The organism is Mesorhizobium sp. M1E.F.Ca.ET.045.02.1.1, from assembly GCF_003952485.1.
Lineage (GTDB): Bacteria > Pseudomonadota > Alphaproteobacteria > Rhizobiales > Rhizobiaceae > Mesorhizobium.
Genome location: NZ_CP034447.1, coordinates 4,030,632 through 4,047,038 on the forward strand (window position 1 = coordinate 4,030,632; position 16,407 = coordinate 4,047,038).

At 57.8% G+C, this 16,407-nt stretch carries 10 protein-coding genes and 4 pseudogenes; 4 read left to right on the forward strand and 10 right to left on the reverse strand.

The genetic code is table 11. The annotated features are described in order from the left end of the window. The first annotated feature begins 57 nt into the window (after window positions 1–57). The 3 genes and pseudogenes from EJ070_RS19495 to EJ070_RS19505 all read left to right on the forward strand — a co-directional run bounded on the left by EJ070_RS19495 (window position 58) and on the right by EJ070_RS19505 (window position 5,054). The gene (locus EJ070_RS19495) at window positions 58–2,235 is read left to right on the forward strand and encodes a CocE/NonD family hydrolase (RefSeq protein ID WP_245464612.1); all 2,178 of its coding nucleotides are present in this window, start codon (window positions 58–60) and stop codon (window positions 2,233–2,235) included. 577 nt (window positions 2,236–2,812) lie between these two features. Beyond that, window positions 2,813–4,039: an FAD-binding oxidoreductase gene (locus EJ070_RS19500; RefSeq protein ID WP_126092800.1), complete on the forward strand. Its 1,227-nt coding sequence runs from the start codon at window positions 2,813–2,815 to the stop codon at window positions 4,037–4,039. A 14-nt stretch (window positions 4,040–4,053) separates the two neighbouring features. Then, window positions 4,054–5,054 (forward strand): annotated as a pseudogene (locus EJ070_RS19505) (4-hydroxyproline epimerase). Between the two features lie 490 nt (window positions 5,055–5,544). Here the strand turns inward: EJ070_RS19505 and EJ070_RS19510 are convergent. From EJ070_RS19510 to EJ070_RS19545, 8 genes are all read right to left on the reverse strand, one after another. Then, the gene (locus tag EJ070_RS19510) at window positions 5,545–6,573 is read right to left on the reverse strand and encodes an ABC transporter ATP-binding protein (protein ID WP_126092801.1); all 1,029 of its coding nucleotides are present in this window, start codon (window positions 6,571–6,573) and stop codon (window positions 5,545–5,547) included. Then, the gene (locus EJ070_RS19515) at window positions 6,570–7,553 is read right to left on the reverse strand and encodes an ABC transporter ATP-binding protein (protein WP_245464613.1); all 984 of its coding nucleotides are present in this window, start codon (window positions 7,551–7,553) and stop codon (window positions 6,570–6,572) included. Before EJ070_RS19515 ends, EJ070_RS19510 begins: the two co-directional genes overlap by 4 nt. Window positions 7,554–7,576: 23 nt before the next feature. Continuing rightward, on the reverse strand, window positions 7,577–8,470 hold the full coding sequence (locus EJ070_RS19520) for an ABC transporter permease (protein ID WP_126092803.1): 894 nt from the start codon (window positions 8,468–8,470) through the stop codon (window positions 7,577–7,579). A gap of 2 nt (window positions 8,471–8,472) precedes the next feature. Beyond that, window positions 8,473–9,411, reverse strand: a complete 939-nt coding sequence (locus EJ070_RS19525) for an ABC transporter permease (RefSeq protein WP_126092804.1) — start codon at window positions 9,409–9,411, stop codon at window positions 8,473–8,475. A 21-nt stretch (window positions 9,412–9,432) separates the two neighbouring features. Further along, window positions 9,433–11,016 carry an ABC transporter substrate-binding protein gene (locus tag EJ070_RS19530; RefSeq protein ID WP_126092805.1) on the reverse strand — a complete coding sequence of 528 codons (1,584 nt, stop codon included), beginning with the start codon at window positions 11,014–11,016 and terminating at the stop codon, window positions 9,433–9,435. 396 nt (window positions 11,017–11,412) lie between these two features. Then, complete coding sequence (locus EJ070_RS19535; protein WP_210211954.1) at window positions 11,413–12,051, reverse strand: gamma-glutamyl-gamma-aminobutyrate hydrolase family protein; 639 nt, start codon at window positions 12,049–12,051, stop codon at window positions 11,413–11,415. 587 nt (window positions 12,052–12,638) lie between these two features. After that, window positions 12,639–13,826: a serine hydrolase domain-containing protein gene (locus tag EJ070_RS19540; protein WP_126092807.1), complete on the reverse strand. Its 1,188-nt coding sequence runs from the start codon at window positions 13,824–13,826 to the stop codon at window positions 12,639–12,641. Window positions 13,827–13,990: 164 nt separating this feature from the next. After that, window positions 13,991–15,163: a Xaa-Pro peptidase family protein gene (locus tag EJ070_RS19545; protein WP_189349951.1), complete on the reverse strand. Its 1,173-nt coding sequence runs from the start codon at window positions 15,161–15,163 to the stop codon at window positions 13,991–13,993. Between the two features lie 458 nt (window positions 15,164–15,621). On the opposite strand from EJ070_RS19545, the pseudogene EJ070_RS37110 reads away from it, so the two are divergent. Then, a pseudogene (locus EJ070_RS37110) lies at window positions 15,622–15,695 on the forward strand (hypothetical protein); the annotation flags it as partial. Window positions 15,696–15,720: 25 nt separating this feature from the next. Here EJ070_RS37110 and EJ070_RS37115 read toward each other — a convergent pair. Then, a pseudogene (locus EJ070_RS37115) lies at window positions 15,721–15,935 on the reverse strand (IS5/IS1182 family transposase); the annotation flags it as partial. 57 nt (window positions 15,936–15,992) lie between these two features. Beyond that, window positions 15,993–16,329: pseudogene (locus EJ070_RS19555) on the reverse strand (DDE-type integrase/transposase/recombinase); the annotation flags it as partial. Window positions 16,330–16,407 lie beyond the last annotated feature (78 nt).

Consider the following 16,407-nt stretch of genomic DNA (forward strand, 5'->3'; position numbering starts at 1 on the left):
CGACCCAGTGCTACTCGACGTCGCTTGTGTCGACTTCGAAGAGAGGGGGTATGTCAAATGACCGCTATCGAGAAGGACGGTGATGGCTCGGTAATGCGCACCGCTCCTGAGGGTGTGAACGCGGCGCTTCTCACCGGCAACAATGCTGGGAGATCCGTGAGCACAACGACAGGCGGCGCCCAAGCCCCAGAGGCTGGAGTACGAACAGGTCCACGCCGAGTGCGCGACATCGAGAACATCTGGATTCCGATGTCTGATGGCACGAAGCTTGCGGCTCGCATGTGGCTGCCCGAGGATGCCGAGGAAAATCCGGTGCCAGCGCTCCTGGAATATATCCCCTACCGCAAGCGTGATGTAACGCGGTTTCGCGATGAGACCATACACCCCTATTTGGCATCCCACGGGTATGCCTGTGTGCGGCCCGACATTCGCGGATCGGGCGACTCGGAGGGACTACCGCAAGATGAATATGTCAAACAGGAGCAGGACGACGGGGTGGAGATCATCGCATGGCTGGCCAGTCAGCCCTGGTGTACCGGCAAGGTCGGCATGTTCGGGAAATCTTGGGGCGGGTTTAGCGCGCTGCAAGTGGCTGCGCGCCGTCCACCTGAGCTCAAGGCGATCATCACGGTGTGCTCGACCGACGACCGCTATACAGACGACGCGCATCACACAGGCGGCTTAATCAACGAAAATATGTTCTTCGAGTGGGGAGGACAATGGCCCGCTCTGTGTGCACGCTCGCCCGATCCGGCAATCGTAGGGGACCGCTGGCGCGAGATGTGGATGCAGCGGCTCAAGAACATGGACTTCCCTTCGCTGAATTGGGTTATTCACCAGCACCGCGATGCGTTCTGGAAGCACGGATCGATCAGTGAAGACTATGCTAGCATCGATTGTGCGGTGTATGCCGTAGGAGGCTGGGCTGATCCCTATCGTTGCACCGTTAACCGCATGCTCACCAATCTGAAATGCCCGCGCAAGGGGCTCAGCGGTCCCTGGGGACATCAGTATCCTAACGACGTCGATCCAGGGCCGGGGATAGACTGGCTCACCGAATCGCTGCGCTGGTGGGATTACTGGCTCAAGGATATCGATACCGGCATCATGGCCGAGCCGATGTACCGGGCCTGGATGCAGCAAGAGCCGACAATGCGCGGCATGCACCAGAGTCCGGGACGGTGGGTGGCCGAGGAAAGCTGGCCGTCGCCGCGCATCACGCCCCGCAAACTCTATCTCACCCAGGATGGACTAGGGAGTAATGCCGGTGCTGAAACCGACCATGTCCTCCAGCCTTTGCAGACGGTCGGAGTAACGTCGCCGCGCTGGAGTGCTAGAGATATCGACATCGAGGCGCCGACCGATCAGCGAGTGGACGATGCTCGCTCGCTGACATTCGATACTGAGCCGCTCAAGGAGGAGTTCGAAGTTCTCGGCCAACCGGTGGTCACGCTCGATCTTGCTGTCGACAAGCCGGTGGCCGCCCTGGCCGTTCGGCTCAATGAGGTCGAGCCCGACGGCCTCTCGAAGCGGATCACTTATGGTGTGCTCAATCTCACCCACCGGAACAGCCATGAGTTTCCCGAGCCGGTTAAACCCGGCAAGCGCTATCGCGTCCGCTTGCCTTTGCAGGATTGTGCCCATGTCTTTAAATCCGGCAGACGTATCCGAATTGCCGTATCGACGACCTATTGGCCGGCGTTCTGGCCTTCGCCGGAGCCGGTGACGCTGAGGGTTTATACCGGTAGGTCCGAGCTCGAACTCCCTGTACGACCGCCGCGCGCTGAAGATGCGGACCTGAACTCCTTCGGTCCGGCTTTCGTACCGGAGCCTACGTCTGGACGAACGGTTTTGCAGCGAGCACCTGCGCCAACCAGAACCCATGAATGGGATATCGCAACCAATAAACTTACGACGCGTACCTTTTTTCATGGCGATGTGCTTGCTGGTTTGGCTGCCGGACGTTACAGAATTGACGCCACCGGCACGGAAATTTCGAAGACGGCCAGCGAGGTGACGGAAATACTTGACCATGATCCGACCAGCGCGAAACTCGAGACTCAATATGTCGAAGCTATGAAACGCGATGACTGGGATGTTCGCGTGGAGAGCTGCATTCGCTTTAGCTTGACCAAGGACAACTTTTTGTTCGTGGGTCAGATCAAGGCTTTCGATCGTGATAAGGAAGTCTTCGCGAAGACCTGGGATCGTGCCATTCCTCGCCTGCTCGTCTGAACCAGGTTGTCGTTGCCTAACAAAATGGCAATGAAGCGGAGGTTCGAGACCTGGGCCGATCCCATTGCCGGTCGCCATTGCCCCGGTGATTGAGTGCTCAGTGGAGGCGGCGTTCCAGCGACGTTGTTCGCGAGCGTGAGGAAGATCGTTCGACGCCTTTGAGTGCGCCGCCATGGTGCTTCCAGTGCTTGCACCAAGGCCGGGCGATGTCTGGCTGGTCAGCGCGTTCGAGGTACGGATGGTGGCCGGCGGTGAGACTAGAGCAGTGTCCCTTCTGAATGGACGGGGAAGAATTGATCGGGATAGGCGGACGCCTCGCGGCGCGGCCCCTCCTACAGGTAGGGCCGATGAAGCAGCAGGCTTTACCCTCGCAACCTAATGCCGGCCTCACAGGGGCCCTGGCGACTGTAGCCTTAACACACATGATATTGAGGTTCACAGCGCCTACAGAGGATCCATCTATGAGGTTCGCCAATCGCCCTGCTCCAGACAATCCAAAGACTTCGACGATTACCACCGCCAGCCTGGTTGCAGATATCAACCGTCGCCTTTCGGCGAACGATACGCGGAGCGATCGATGAGCCACATCGTCGTTGTTGGAGCAGGCATTGTTGGCCTGAGCGCCGCTCGAGCACTGCTCGCAGATGGTCGTTCTGTTACCGTCGTAGATCGGAACCCAGCGGGAGATAAGGCCTCCTTCGGGAATGCTGGTGCGCTTGGCGTCACCGAAATCGTGCCGGCCAGTGTGCCCGGATTGATTTGGAAAGTACCGGGTTGGCTATTCGACCCGCTTGGCCCGCTCTCTGTCCGTCCCACCCATTTTCCGAAACTCGCACCCTGGCTCCTGCGTTTCATGCGCAGTGGCTCGAAAAGTGAGATGCTCCGTATCACCAAAGCGCTGGCTGCCTTAAACGCTCCTATCTACAACGACTATCTTCCTCTGCTCGATGAGCTAAAGCTTAGGCACGAACTGCACCAGGTTGGAGCGCTTTGGGTCTATGAAACCGAGGCTGCCTTCGCTGCAGACGCGGCAGATCGAGACCTGCGTCGAAGCTATGGCCTGGTTTTTGATGAGCTAGACGGCGACGAGGCGCGCAGGCTGGAGCCGGCGCTTGGCAAAGTTGTCGTGAAAGCGGTGATGACGCCGCAGTGGTCGCATTTCAATGATCCAAAGAGGGTCGTCGATCGTCTGCGCGAACTTATGGTCAACAGAGGCGCTAAGCTGGTGAGCGGAGAGGCTCTTGCGATCGAAGGCAAGAATCTTCGTATGTGCGGAGGACAAGACATCGACTTCGACCAGTTGGTGATTGCGGCTGGTGCATGGTCGGCGCGTCTCGCCAAGACCATCGGCGACCGCGTGTTGCTTGAAAGCGAACGCGGCTACAACATCACGATACCAAACTCTGGAGTGACGCTTTCCCGGGAGGTCATTTTCGCAGAGCGCAAGTTCGTTGCTACGCCGATGGATATGGGATTGCGGATCGGCGGCGCCGCCGAATTCGCAGGACTAAAGGCGCCCGCCAATTATGGTCGAAGTGACGCGTTGGCAAAACTGGCCAAGATTTACCTCCCGGATCTCATATCAACAGACGGCACACGATGGATGGGGCATCGTCCAACGACTCCCGACACACTTCCGGTGATCGGTTTCTCGCCGCGCCGCAATGACGTCATCCACGCCTATGGTCACAGTCATTGTGGGCTAACGCTTGGGCCGACGACCGGTCGGCTGGTCGCAGACATGGTTGCCGAAAGAGCGCCAACAATCGATCTAACACCCTTTTCCGCCAACCGTTTTTCCTGATCTGGAGGATAATAATGACTCCCCATACCTTCATATGCATTGATGCCCATACATGTGGCAGCCCCGTTCGCGTTGTTGCCGGCGGAGCTCCTATGCTGCCCAACGTCAGCATGGCCGAAAAGCGTCAGATATTCCTGCGCGACCATGACTGGGTGCGTCAGGCGTTGATGTTCGAGCCTCGCGGCCATGATGTCATGTCCGGCTCCATTCTCTATCCCCGTCACGTGAGGATTGCGATATCGGTGTACTGTTCATCGAGGTTTCCGGTTGCCTTCCCATGTGTGGCCATGGCACCATCGGTACGGTAACCGCCGCCCTCGAACAGGGTTTTGTCGTGCCGAAGACCGAAGGGCGGCTGGCGCTTGAGGTGCCCGCCGGCCGCGTCGAGGTGGAGTACACACGAAACGGTCGTTTCATTGACGGGGTCCGCATCTATAATGTGCCGGCATATCTTCATGCAAGTAACGCGAAAATCGACGTTCCAGGCATTGGAGAACTGATTGTGGACGTCTCCTATGGTGGCAACTTCTATGCCATTGTGGAACCTCAGAAGAACTGGACCGGTCTCGACAGCATGACGGCCGACGATATCCTCAAGATTAGCCCGGTTGTCCGCAAATTGGTACAGGATGCCGTGAGGCCGGTGCATCCAGAGAATGATCGGATTTCTGGAGTAAGCCATGTTATGTGGGCTGATAAGGCCCGGCACCCGGAAGCAAATGCACGCAACGCCGTGTTTTTCGGTGAACGCGGGATCGACCGCTCGCCCTGCGGCACCGGCACCTCCTCTCGCATGGCACAACGTGTTGCAAAGGGGTTGCTGAACGTCGGCGAAACGTTTGTTCACGAGTCTATCATCGGCACTCTATTCCATGGTCGTGTGGAAGATGTGGCGGAAGTTGCAGGATGTCATGCCATTCTTCCGAGCGTCAGCGGATGGGCGCGTATCACCGGTTATAATACCATTCTCGTCGATAAGCGCGACCCACTCGCCTTGGGGTTTCAGGTAAAGTAGCCACGATCCTCGGAGAATGAAGAACGCGACTCCGCATCGACCCAAGTCGGACAGCCGAGTTCATCGCGATCTACGAAAAGTTCCCTTCAGAAAGAGACCCTCGGAGAGTTCGTAATTTGTAGGCCATTTCATTTGCGATATCGGAGAATTTGAATCACATCGTTGCGTTTTGTCGCTACGGAACATAGCGGAGGAGAAGAAAACGAGCGAAAATGCTCGCGCATCCTCATTGGCAGGAATATTTTGATTCAATTAAGGGCACGATAAATCGGTAATCCTCAGTAAGCGCAGCACGACAGCTTGCGATAGACCGATAAACATGGGTGACTGGGCAGACCCGCGATTTCCCTTCAGCAGCACAGTATCTATACAAGCGATAAGCGCATTGTCTGCGCTTCTGCAAGAAGTGACGGGGTCAGGATCTGGGATAGAAGCAAGAGCCACACGCTCGGCGCATACGCGCATACGGCTCCTTTCTCAGAGCCACCCGCTACCGCGAGATAGCAGCCGCTGAACCCGCGGCCTGCTGCGGTTTTTGCTGCAGCGGGAAGTGGCATCTGAAGCTGTGCCATGCGTCGGCGGGGCTTGTGGAAGGCTCGGGGAAGACTCGGCGGCAGATGTCTTGCGCGTACTGGCACCGCGTGTGGAACTCGCAGCCGGACGGGCGTCTCAGCATGCTCGGCACCTCGCCTTTGATCTCGATGCGGTTGAGAACGGCGTCTGGATCGGGCACTGGGTTGGCCGACAGCAAAGCTTGCGTATATGGGTGACGCGGATACTCGAAAATACTTTCGGTCGAGCCAATCTCGACAATGCGGCCGAGATACATGATCGCCATACGATCGGCCATGTGGCGCACAACATTGAGGTTGTGGGTGATGATGAGGACAGCGATCCCGAGTTCCTCCTGCAGGCGAGCAAGCAGATTGAGCACCTCGCCTTGGACCGACACGTCGAGCCCAGCTGTGGGCTCGTCGGCGATAATCAGGTCTGGGTTGAGTGCAAGGGCACGTGCGACGCCGACGCGCCGGGCCTGACCGCCAGAGAGCTGGTGGGGATAGCGGCGCCCAAAGTCCGCCGGCAAGCCGACCGTGCGCAACAGGCGCTCTGCTTCGGCACCGGGATCGCGATTGCTCACGCCGTGTATGCGGAATGGCTCGGTGAGGAGCGACTGCACGGTCAGCCGCGGCGAGAGCGAGCCCACGGGATCCTGGAACATCATTGTCATGCGGCGCAGGTGGGACTTTCGTTCGGCCGCTTTGAGGCCGATAAGTTCCTGCCCGTCGAAACGAATGCTGCCGCTAACAGCCGGCTGAAGGCCGATGATCGTGCGCGCGATGGTGGATTTGCCAGATCCGCTTTCGCCGACGAGGGCAAGCGTCTCGCCCTTGCGGATTTCAAAGGAGACGCCGCACACAGCGTCAATGAAAGGATCTGCCGTGCCCGTGGTGAGCGCCTTCAGTGAGCCCATGGTGCGGAAGCGGACGCGCAGGTCCTGGACACTCAGCAGCGCACTCATACCGCAACCATCCCAGCCCGATCGAGCAGATGGCATCGCGCGACCTGGTCAGCAGCGACACGGTATTCGCCAGGCGTCTCATGCACGCAGCGCTCGAATGCGTGAGGACACCGCGGGTGGAAGATACATCCCTTTTTGCTTCCGAGCAGGCTGGGGACGTCTCCGGGGATGGTCGGCAAATTGCGCGTCCGCTGTTTGATCCGTCCAGGGTCGCACTCAAGCAGCGCCCGAGTGTAGGGATGGCCGGGATTATGGAAGATGTCGCGTACGGCACCCTGCTCCACCACCTCGCCCGCATACATGACGGCAACTCGGTCGCACAATTCAGCGACGACGCCGAGATGATGGGAGACAAACAGGATGGAGCAACCGATCTCCCTTTGCAGATCCTTGAGCAAATGGATGATCTGGACTTCCAACGTTGCATCAAGCGCTGTGGTAGGCTCGTCGGCTATGAGCAGCGCCGGTCTCACCAGAAGTGCCATGGCAATGCAGATGCGCTGGCGCATGCCACCAGAGAACTGATGCGGATAATTTCCGATGCGGCTTTGCGGATCGGGAATTCCGACGCGCTTGAGCATGTCGATCGCACGAGCGCGCTTTTCACTACGGCCTCGTTGTTCGTGGTGTTGGATATCGATCATTTGGCTTTCGATGGTCCGCACCGGATTGAGCGCGGTCATCGGATCCTGGAAGATCATGGAGAGGCGATCGCCCATCAGACTGCGTCGCGCCTGGGCAGTCAGCGTAAGCAGGTCGCGTCTTTCGAATATAATGCTGCCGGCAGTAACCTGAGCGTTTTCTGGAAGTAGCCCCATCACGGTATACGCAAGCGTGGATTTGCCGGATCCACTCTCCCCGACGATGCCGACTATCTGTCCGGTCGGCACGTTCAGCGAAACGTTGCGCAGTGCGTGAACACGTCCGCGTGGGGAGCCGAAGTCGAGGTTCAGGTTCCGAACCTCGAGAAGCGCGGACATTGGCGGTGTCGGATCCTCACGTCTCATAGGTCTTTCCGCAGCTTGGGATCGATTATGTCACGCAATGCCTCGCCAAGGAATGTGAAGCCCAGCGTGGCGACCACTATTGGAATGCCGCCGGCAAAAACCAGCCAGGGAGTCTGATTGATATAGCTATAGCCTTCATTGAGGATAGCTCCCCAGTCGGGCGTGGGTGGCTGCACACCCATGCCGAGAAAGCTGAGACCAGCTTGCACGGCAATGACCGCAGGCACATCCATGCTCACAAGAATAAGAAGCGGACCAATCACGTTTGGCAGCATGTGAACGGCAAGGATGCGCGTCATGCTGGCGCCCATGCTTCGTTCGGCGTCAATGTAATCGGAGTTGCGCAGGGCTTGCGTTTGGGTGCGCACGACACGCGCATAGATCGGCATCGATGTTATTGCGATGACCAGGATCACGCTGGACATGCTGGGGCCAAGAAGCGCAATGATGGCCAACGCAAATATGATCCCTGGAAAGGAGCGGATCGTGTCGAAAAATAGTAGCAGAAGATTGTCGAGCCAGCGCGGCCCGAACCCTGCTATCAGGCCAAGCACGAGGCCAACGACAAGCGAACTGCCGAGCGATGCAAAGGCAACGAGAAGCGGGATGCGGCCGCCCATGATGGTACGCGAAAAAGTATCACGGCCGAGTTCATCCGTGCCAAGAAGAAATTCTGCTGAAGGGCCCGCCAAACGAGGCCCAACCATTATGCGGATAGGGTCATGTGTGACGATGAGCGGACCAAAAATTGCGCTCGCTACCACGACCAGGACTAGCACGGCGCCAAGCATCCCCAGACGGTTTTTAAGCAGTTGCCGCAGGAAGCCTCCGAGGGCACCTGGATTGTGCCTTGCTGGAGCTTCTGTACCAGTCGTGTCTATGCTCGTCATGATCAGAGCTTTTCCCGAGCCCGCGGGTCAAGGCTTGCATTGACCAGATCGGAAACCGTTGTCGAAATTACGATAAGGAAGGTGGTGACCACGACGACCCCCATCACAATTGGATAGTTACGCGCATTCACCGCTTGCACGATAAGCGCGCCGATGCCTGGCCTTGCGAACACCACCTCGACAAACACCGCTGCCGACAGGAGCCACGCGATCCCTACGCCCAAGATGGTTACCGTTGGCAAGATCGCAAGCGGCAGAGCGTAACGGGAAACAATGCGCCATTCCGAAATCCCGAAGGAGCGGGCCATGCGGATATGGTTCTCTCCAAGCGTTTCGAGCATGGACGCGCGCACCAGTCGTGAGATATAGCCCACCCATCCAATCCCCATTGCAAAGCTTGGCAGGATCAGGTGGACGAGCCCATCCCCAAGGCCCTCGCCCGGCCCGATCGCCGGCAGCCAGCGGAGCGCAACAGCGAAGATCAGCAGTGCGTAAACTGCCATGACAAAGGAAGGAATGGCGATAGTCGCCACCGCCATTACCCCAACCGCCTGATCGAGTAAGGAATTGCGCCGCATGGCAGAGTAGCAGCCTAGCGGCACGGCGATAGCGACAGCCCAAAAGATGGAGACGAGGATCAGCTCAAGCGTATAGGGCAGTTGCTCAAGTACGATGTCGGCGACCGGCCTCTGGCTGAACACATCATAACCCAAATTGCCGTGTAGCAGTCCGCCGAAGAAGGTGGCGATCTGCACGAGAAACGGCTTGTCGAGCCCCATCTGCTGATGCAGCTGCGCCTTTATCTCAGGCGTCGCCCGGGGGCCGAGCAGAATTGCGGCGGGGTCTCCCGGCACGGCATGGATCATCACGAAGAGCAGCGTCACCGCGGTCACGATGATCGTGACCGCGAGGACCAACCTTTTGCAAAAATAAAACAACATACCTCGGCCCGTCGCCGCCGCTTAAGCCGGCTTGAAGTCGAGATATAAAGGGACTCCGTCCGGACGGGTCGCAGCTTGTATCTTAGTCGTGCGGTACACGACAGGAGTACCACCATTTGTCAGGAATCGGTGGGCGCCCGACTCCTCCATGAGGTCCTGCATCTCGTAATATAGCTTTGCGCGCTCGTTTGGATCCTCAATCGTGATTGCCTTGGCGTTGAGCTCGTCAAAGCGGTCACTGCTGAAGCGCGCCCAATTCCAAACCCCCACTTGGGATTTCACGAACCACTCCGTGTAGTAATAAGGATCAGGCAGACTGCTGTCGTTTCTGATAAAGAGCTGCAAGTCCTTCCAGCGATCACCTTCCGATTCCTGACCGATCCCGCTGAAGGAACCGGTATCCTGGACATTAACTTGGACAGTAATGCCGATCTGCGACAACTGCGCCTGAATCGTCTGGGCGATTATCGAAGGTATGCCACTGTTGTCACAATCGATGGTTAACTGCAGGTCGCTCACACCCGCCTTTTCCAGGAACTCCTTGGCCTTGGCGAGGTCGCCTTCCGGGGGAACGAGCGCCTTCTCGCGATGCCCGATCATACCTGGCGGAATTATCCCGGTTGCCACGTCGGCCTGCCCTGCATAGGCAGCGTCTAGGATCTGCGGCACATTGATGGCCCATTGAATTGCTCTCCGGACATTGATGTCCTTCAGCTTCGGGTTATCCATATTCATGCCAAGCCAGATGTAACGGAGCGAGGGATGCTCCTCAACCTTTGTATCGGGCGGCGGATTGCTTTTGAACGTCGCCAGCGAATCGAGACTGATCGTCGCGAAATCAACATCGCCAGCCAGATAGGCGCGTTCCGCCGTCTTAGTGTCAGTAATCGGTACAATGCGGATTTCATCGAATCCGGGCTTTGGTCCAGACCACTCGGGATTACGTGTCAATAGCGTGTATTGATTTTGCTTCCACTCCGCGAGCACATAAGGCCCAGAGAACGCCGGCGGTTTCATGCCGAAATTGCCGCCGTCCTTGGTCGTCTTCATCACCGCCTGCTCGGAAACGATATGGCCGACGCCATAAGGAAGGGTAATGTTCCAGACCGGCACATACGGCGTCTTAAACACGATGACGCCCGTATGATCGTCCTCGACCTCGACATGATCGAAGGAGCCTAGATCAGACATATTCGCTGACTTGTGCTTGATGATGCGTTCAAATGAGAACTTGACGTCCTTCGCAGTAACCTCGCCATGGCCGCCAGTGAATTTGATGCCTTTCTTTAATTGAAACCGAATGTGCGTGGGATCGACCTGCTCGAGCTTTTCCGCCGCCTCCAGATCCCAGCCCCATACGGAGCCTGCCTTATAATGCGTGAGCTTCGAATAAATGCAGTTCAACACGTTGGATTCGTAACTCGATGTGGTAAAGCCGGGATCCAAACTTGCCAGCTCAAACTGAAGGGCGACCTTGAGCACTTTGCCTTCCGCCGCCCAGATGACCTGCGAGAGCGGCATGCCGGAGGCAATGATTCCACCGCCCAAGGCGGCTCCTCCCTTAAGAAGGGTGCGGCGGTCAATGTTCTGGATAGCCTCTTTCATAGTTTCCTCCCATGTCTGTTTAATCAATCGCTGCGAGTTCGCCCAGCATGTGGATTAGAGGGGGTAGATGTCCTTGTTATCTCCGCTCTGGTTTTCGAACACCGCCACATAGTCCACCACGGTGCCGTCGGGATTAGCGACCAGGAATTGTCCGCCTGCTCCACTTCGATGCCGCGAGCTACTGTCGACATATTGTCGTTACTTGTCAACGAAGTTTTGAGGTCAGTTTCATGAAATGAGCGAAATTCGGCGATGACCCTGTTGGCCGCAAACAGGCAAATCGGTGAGTCGAACGATCGAGCGATGTCCGGAAGATAGACACGCGCGATAATCGAGCTCGGCGACGTCAAGGTCGGGCTTCCATGAGAAGCACGCTGCTGCTCGCCCGGCTCTACGCTACCGGCCGCTAGTATATCTAACCGCACGCCCCGGATTAAACCGGACGTCGCGGCGGGCAGCTTCTACGGCCGGTTCGAAAAAGCGCTCCTGGAACCCCATGAACCAGGCATGTTGCGTTGGGTCATGGATGTTCATCAGCCTGTCCTGCTCGGCACGGTCCTGAGCGCCTGGTCTAACGTATTTTCCCGGGTCCTGCTGCCATCGGCGAAAGACGGAGGGACTTGCTTCGGGATGGAATTGGAATCCAAAGGCCTTCTCGCCGTAACGGAATGCTTGGTGCTCAAAAAGCTCGCTTTTGGCCAAGTGGTCGGCGCCGGCTGGAATCTCGAATTGGTGGTAGTGCGATTCTGCGACGTACAGCCGTTCCGGGAAATAGGCTTTCCCGGCCTCGGTTGCGACGATTTCATAGTAGCCGAACTCGCCCGGATCACCAGGAAGAGGTCCAACCTTCGCGCCCAGGACGGTAGCCATGACCTGGGCGCCAAGGCAGATCCCAAGCAGGGGGACGGTTTGCTTCAAGCATTGCTCGGCCCATTCTTTTTCGTGCCTGAGAAAAGGGTACTTGTGATCGTCGAAGACGTTAAATTTCCCGCCAAAGATTACGCTACCGACGACCGATGCATCTACATCATCCAACCGCTCTCCCAAGAAGGGTCTGATCGTTTGGGGGAGGACGCCGTGCGCTCGGAAAAATGCAACGACCCGGTCGTCCTCCGGACCATCTTCATGCCGAACCAATACAACACGAGCCACCGTAGTCTCCCGTTCAAACGCTAAGAATCCAGCCGTCGTCTCTGCCGGCGCTGATGGTCCAACGCCGGCCGTGACATCCATCCCCAGTTAATTGTTCAGCTTGAATTGGACCTGCTGCATGCCGGGTGAGTTGGCCGCGCCCAGGCGATACAAAAATGCCGTTCAACCCGATCCATTAGGCGTGTCTGTAATTACGCTCCAGCGAGTTCGGCAGCTCGCGCTGGATGTAGGTCATGGGGCTCTTCGATACTGTGGTCGGCTCCACGTTAGGCCAATTGTTCCACCACCACCGAAGCGGGACCGCGGTCGACCAGGGAGCAAGTGTCACGGCCGAGTTGATCCGTGCCAATAAGAAGATCTGCTGAAGGGCCGCCAAACGAGGCCCGACCGCTATGCGGATAGGGTCATGTGTGACGATGAGCGAACCAAGGGTTGCGCTCGCCCCACAACCAGGAAAAACACCGCGCCAACTATGTCCCAGATGTGGCCTGTCTAATCAGCTGCTGCGAGGTCGACCATTGAGCTGCTGCGAGGTCAGCCATCATGTTGATCAGAGGGGGATATAGACCCGGGCTGTCACCGCTCTCATTTTCATGCACAGCCATATAGACAACCGCGATGCCGGTGTCGGGGTTAGCGAGCAGGTATTGCCCACCATAACCACCGTGGCCGATCCAGGTGCCGTTCGTCGTCGTCTGGCGGCTATAGTACATCCCCTCGCGCGGCTTTGGCCAAGGAGGTCCGTGATCACAGCGTGTTTCTTCGATGAAGCCGCCATCGGCGACACGGAGCCCGTCAACGCCTGCGCCCTTACGGGCGAAGAGTAGGCCGAAGCGCGCGAGATCGCGGGCGGAAAGCGATGCGCCGCCACCCAGCACGGGTACGCCGTCGCAGTCGCAAGCAATATGCAAGGAACCCTCAAAACCTGCCCCCTCCACGATCTCGATGAGCCAGCTAGTCAGCGATCGCTTACTTACACGTTCGACGATCCAGCCGAGCAGTTCGGTGTTAGCCGTTTTGTAGATGACGTGGCCGGTTCGATTCACAAGATCGTCGCTGGTGATCTGGCAGAGGAGCGAGCGGATCGTTAACTCCGTCGCGAGATCGGCTGGCGAACGCATGCCCGCGGCGGCCTCAATTGTCGACCATGTAATTGCGGCAGGGGCGTTACCGTCGTCGCTATAGTCGTTGGCAACGTTCATGTCGGCGACCGCCCTAACGGTAGCCTCCGCATAGCCCGTCCCGATCTCGGGCAGGTATTCCTTCACCCGTTTATTGAGATCGATGAGACCGTCTGCGACGCACCGGCCGAGCATGATATTGAGCAGCGTCTTTGTGATCGACTGGACGGAGTGCGGCTTATCCGGCCCGAAGTCCGGAGCATAGGCCTCATAGAGGACCCTGTCGTCACGAGCTACAACGAAACCGCAGAAATGCGGTACCGAAACGAACCTTGCGACGTCTGGTCTCTCTCTGATGCTGAAATCGATGTCTTTCCTGAATGGAAGCAAGCGTGGCGAACGAATCGACATGACGTAACGAGCGATCGTGTGCAAGTTCTGATAACCGTGTCGCCGGAAATTCGCTAGATTCCAGTGTACATTGTTATCGATCGGCGAGACAACCAGATCTGGATTGGGTATCGAAGCAAGCGTCATTTGGCAGGTATCCTGATTGGAAACTTTCGAGTGCAATTCATTAGGTCTTCCTCGCCTGCGAATCCCGCGCCCTTACAGAGGCTCGTGTTGATTGTCCGCAAGCTACATTAGCCAAGATGGCGGATCGGCGACTGTGCTGCGCGAGTTGTCGTTGCGCCGATAGTTCACGCGGGACGTTCGACAAAAGTGTGCGGGATGGCGCTCATCAGTTCCGCGCCATTTTCGGTCACCCGGACAGTGTCGCTCAACATGTATCTTTCACCACGCTCGTAGAAAGCAGACTGAAGGTGGAAGGTCATATTGGCCAGGATCTCAGTGTCGTTATTGGGCGCCAAGCTAGCTCCACTAATGGAGTCAACACCAATGGAGTAGCCAATGCGCGATGGCCTAGTGAGACCGTAGGGCCGGATAGCCGCATCGTACGCGCGCGCGACATCGCCGCACGTCGCGCCCGGGCGCATTGTGTCGACGGCAGCCTGGAGACCCGCCAGCCCGCCCTCGTGTTGGTTCTTCCGGCGTGCTGTGGCAGGGCCGAGATGAGCCATCCGAGTTACTGGAGCCGAGTGCCGATGGCGTGCAGCGGACAACTCCAGAAAATACTGCTCCCCGGCAGCAAATACGTCGTCCATCCACGGCTGGTGCGGCGCGTTGGAGAACCGGCCACCACGGATGTGCGGTAGCCACGGCGGCGGCCCGCCGGGGATACCTTCGGCCCCGGCGCAAAGCACGGACATGATCGCAGCAGCTGCCTCACAATGCCGAGTTCCGACGGCGATCTTGTCCATACCGGCAACCAGAGCCCGGTCCGTGATCATCGCCGCCTCCCTCATATAGAAAAGCTCGCGCTCGGACTTGACCAGCGCACACGTCGCTACCAAGTCGCTTGCGTCAAGCGGCTCCTGAACTCCTAATGCGCCGACAAGTTTGGGGTAGTCGACCATGCTCAGCGCAGACACTTCGACGCCGATACGTGCAGATGCCCCCACCTTGTCCTTGACGAACCGCCCGATCGCTTCCCACGCACCTTCCCCGCTGGAGCCGGTGATGCAGCTTTCGGCGTATCCGACAACCCGTTCCTGCGGAAGCCAGCATCCGGCGTCGGCCGCAGTGTCGGCGTCCATCTTACGCAGGATGAAGTAGGGATCGTCATCCAGCGTCACGAGCACGCCCTGCGGCGAATAAGCATGAAACTCATACCCCAGGAGATAGACTTGGTCGGCCTGTGAGGACACCACCAGCGCGTCCATCCCAGCCTTAGACATCAACGCACGCGCCTTATCGAGCCGAGTCCGAAACTCCGAAGTCTCAAACGCCTGCACAATATTCTTGTCGTTCATATAAAGCTTCTCCTCCCAATTTCGCCATCCGACACCAGCTCGTCCAAGGCCCCTCCGACGGAGCAGGCTTGGGAAAAGGCGTCCCCCGGTGTGTCGACACCTACTGTCGACATATTGTCGTGAACTTGTCAATTTTTTTTCGAGGTTCGACCGCATATTTTATTTGGTGCAGATTGCGGGTAACGGGCGATCCCGAATAGGTTTCATAGAGTCGGGATCGCAGTCGATGTCGTGATCTATCCGTGCTCGATGCCTTCTGCTCGCTGATTCACCCGGCTCTCGATGGCTCAAATTCTCCCGCAGACTGATGGGCCAGTGCTCATCACTCGGCCAAAGACGATGGGCTGGTCCATGTTGCGGTCGCGAACCCGCTGTGGCCACTGTCACCACATGCGCCGGATAGGCGATCTGCCGTGGCACGTGCGGTTATCCAATCCGGCTCCGCACACGCAGTTTCGATGCGGCGCGGCTACTTCGGCCTTTGCCAGACCTCACAGGTGTTTACGAATTTGGATGCGTGGATTCGCCGAAGATTACGGGCCGTAGACCGGCTGTCGGACGGGCAGCATCCACCAGCCGCAGCCGGAGCAAACGAGAACGCAACGCCTTGATCAAACTCGCCGAAGTCCACCTCCTGCGGCCGTCCCCGATGGCCGGTTTCGGCATCATGGGCGCGATCTGCCCCCACTCATCGTCTGTCAGATCAGACGGGGTAAACGCTTCGTCTTCTTGGCGATCTTGGCCATCCGCCACGACTCTGCTCGGTCCACATCCACAACTTGAACATATGGCCCGCCCCGCTTAAACTGACCCCATAAAGTTGGACGGTTTATTGAAGTTGTAGGCTTAAGGGCTGGGTCCTATATTGCACAGGGCTCAGCCCTTTCCTTGATGGCCTGGCTGAGGCTTTAGACGGTGTCGAACCTGCCTGGATAGAAGAGTTCGGACTTGAGGATGACGAAGAAGCTCTCCATAGGTACGTTGTCGAGGCAGTTGCCTTTGCGTGACATGCTCTGTGCGAGGCCTCTGGCTTCCAGCCTGCGTTGGAACGCCGGCATCTGGTACTGCCACCCCTGATCGGAATGCAGGATCGGCCGTTCATCCTCATTGAGTCGGGCGAAGGCTTTGGTCAACATGTTGTCCACTAGCTTGAACAGCGGCCATCGCTGTCAATAGAACGTGCTGCGCGGCAGCTTCGCCAGTTCGAGCAGCCTCAAGCGGATGCAACGTAAGCGTCACGAGCA

Coding starts and splice junctions, on each gene's coding strand:
- EJ070_RS19495 (WP_245464612.1), top strand. CDS start 58: ATGACCGCTATCGAGAAGGACGGTGATGGCTCGGTAATGCGCACCGCT.
- EJ070_RS19500 (WP_126092800.1), top strand. CDS start 2,813: ATGAGCCACATCGTCGTTGTTGGAGCAGGCATTGTTGGCCTGAGCGCC.
- EJ070_RS19510 (WP_126092801.1), bottom strand. CDS start 6,573: ATGAGTGCGCTGCTGAGTGTCCAGGACCTGCGCGTCCGCTTCCGCACC.
- EJ070_RS19515 (WP_245464613.1), bottom strand. CDS start 7,553: ATGTCCGCGCTTCTCGAGGTTCGGAACCTGAACCTCGACTTCGGCTCC.
- EJ070_RS19520 (WP_126092803.1), bottom strand. CDS start 8,470: ATGACGAGCATAGACACGACTGGTACAGAAGCTCCAGCAAGGCACAAT.
- EJ070_RS19525 (WP_126092804.1), bottom strand. CDS start 9,411: ATGTTGTTTTATTTTTGCAAAAGGTTGGTCCTCGCGGTCACGATCATC.
- EJ070_RS19530 (WP_126092805.1), bottom strand. CDS start 11,016: ATGAAAGAGGCTATCCAGAACATTGACCGCCGCACCCTTCTTAAGGGA.
- EJ070_RS19540 (WP_126092807.1), bottom strand. CDS start 13,826: ATGACGCTTGCTTCGATACCCAATCCAGATCTGGTTGTCTCGCCGATC.
- EJ070_RS19545 (WP_189349951.1), bottom strand. CDS start 15,163: ATGAACGACAAGAATATTGTGCAGGCGTTTGAGACTTCGGAGTTTCGG.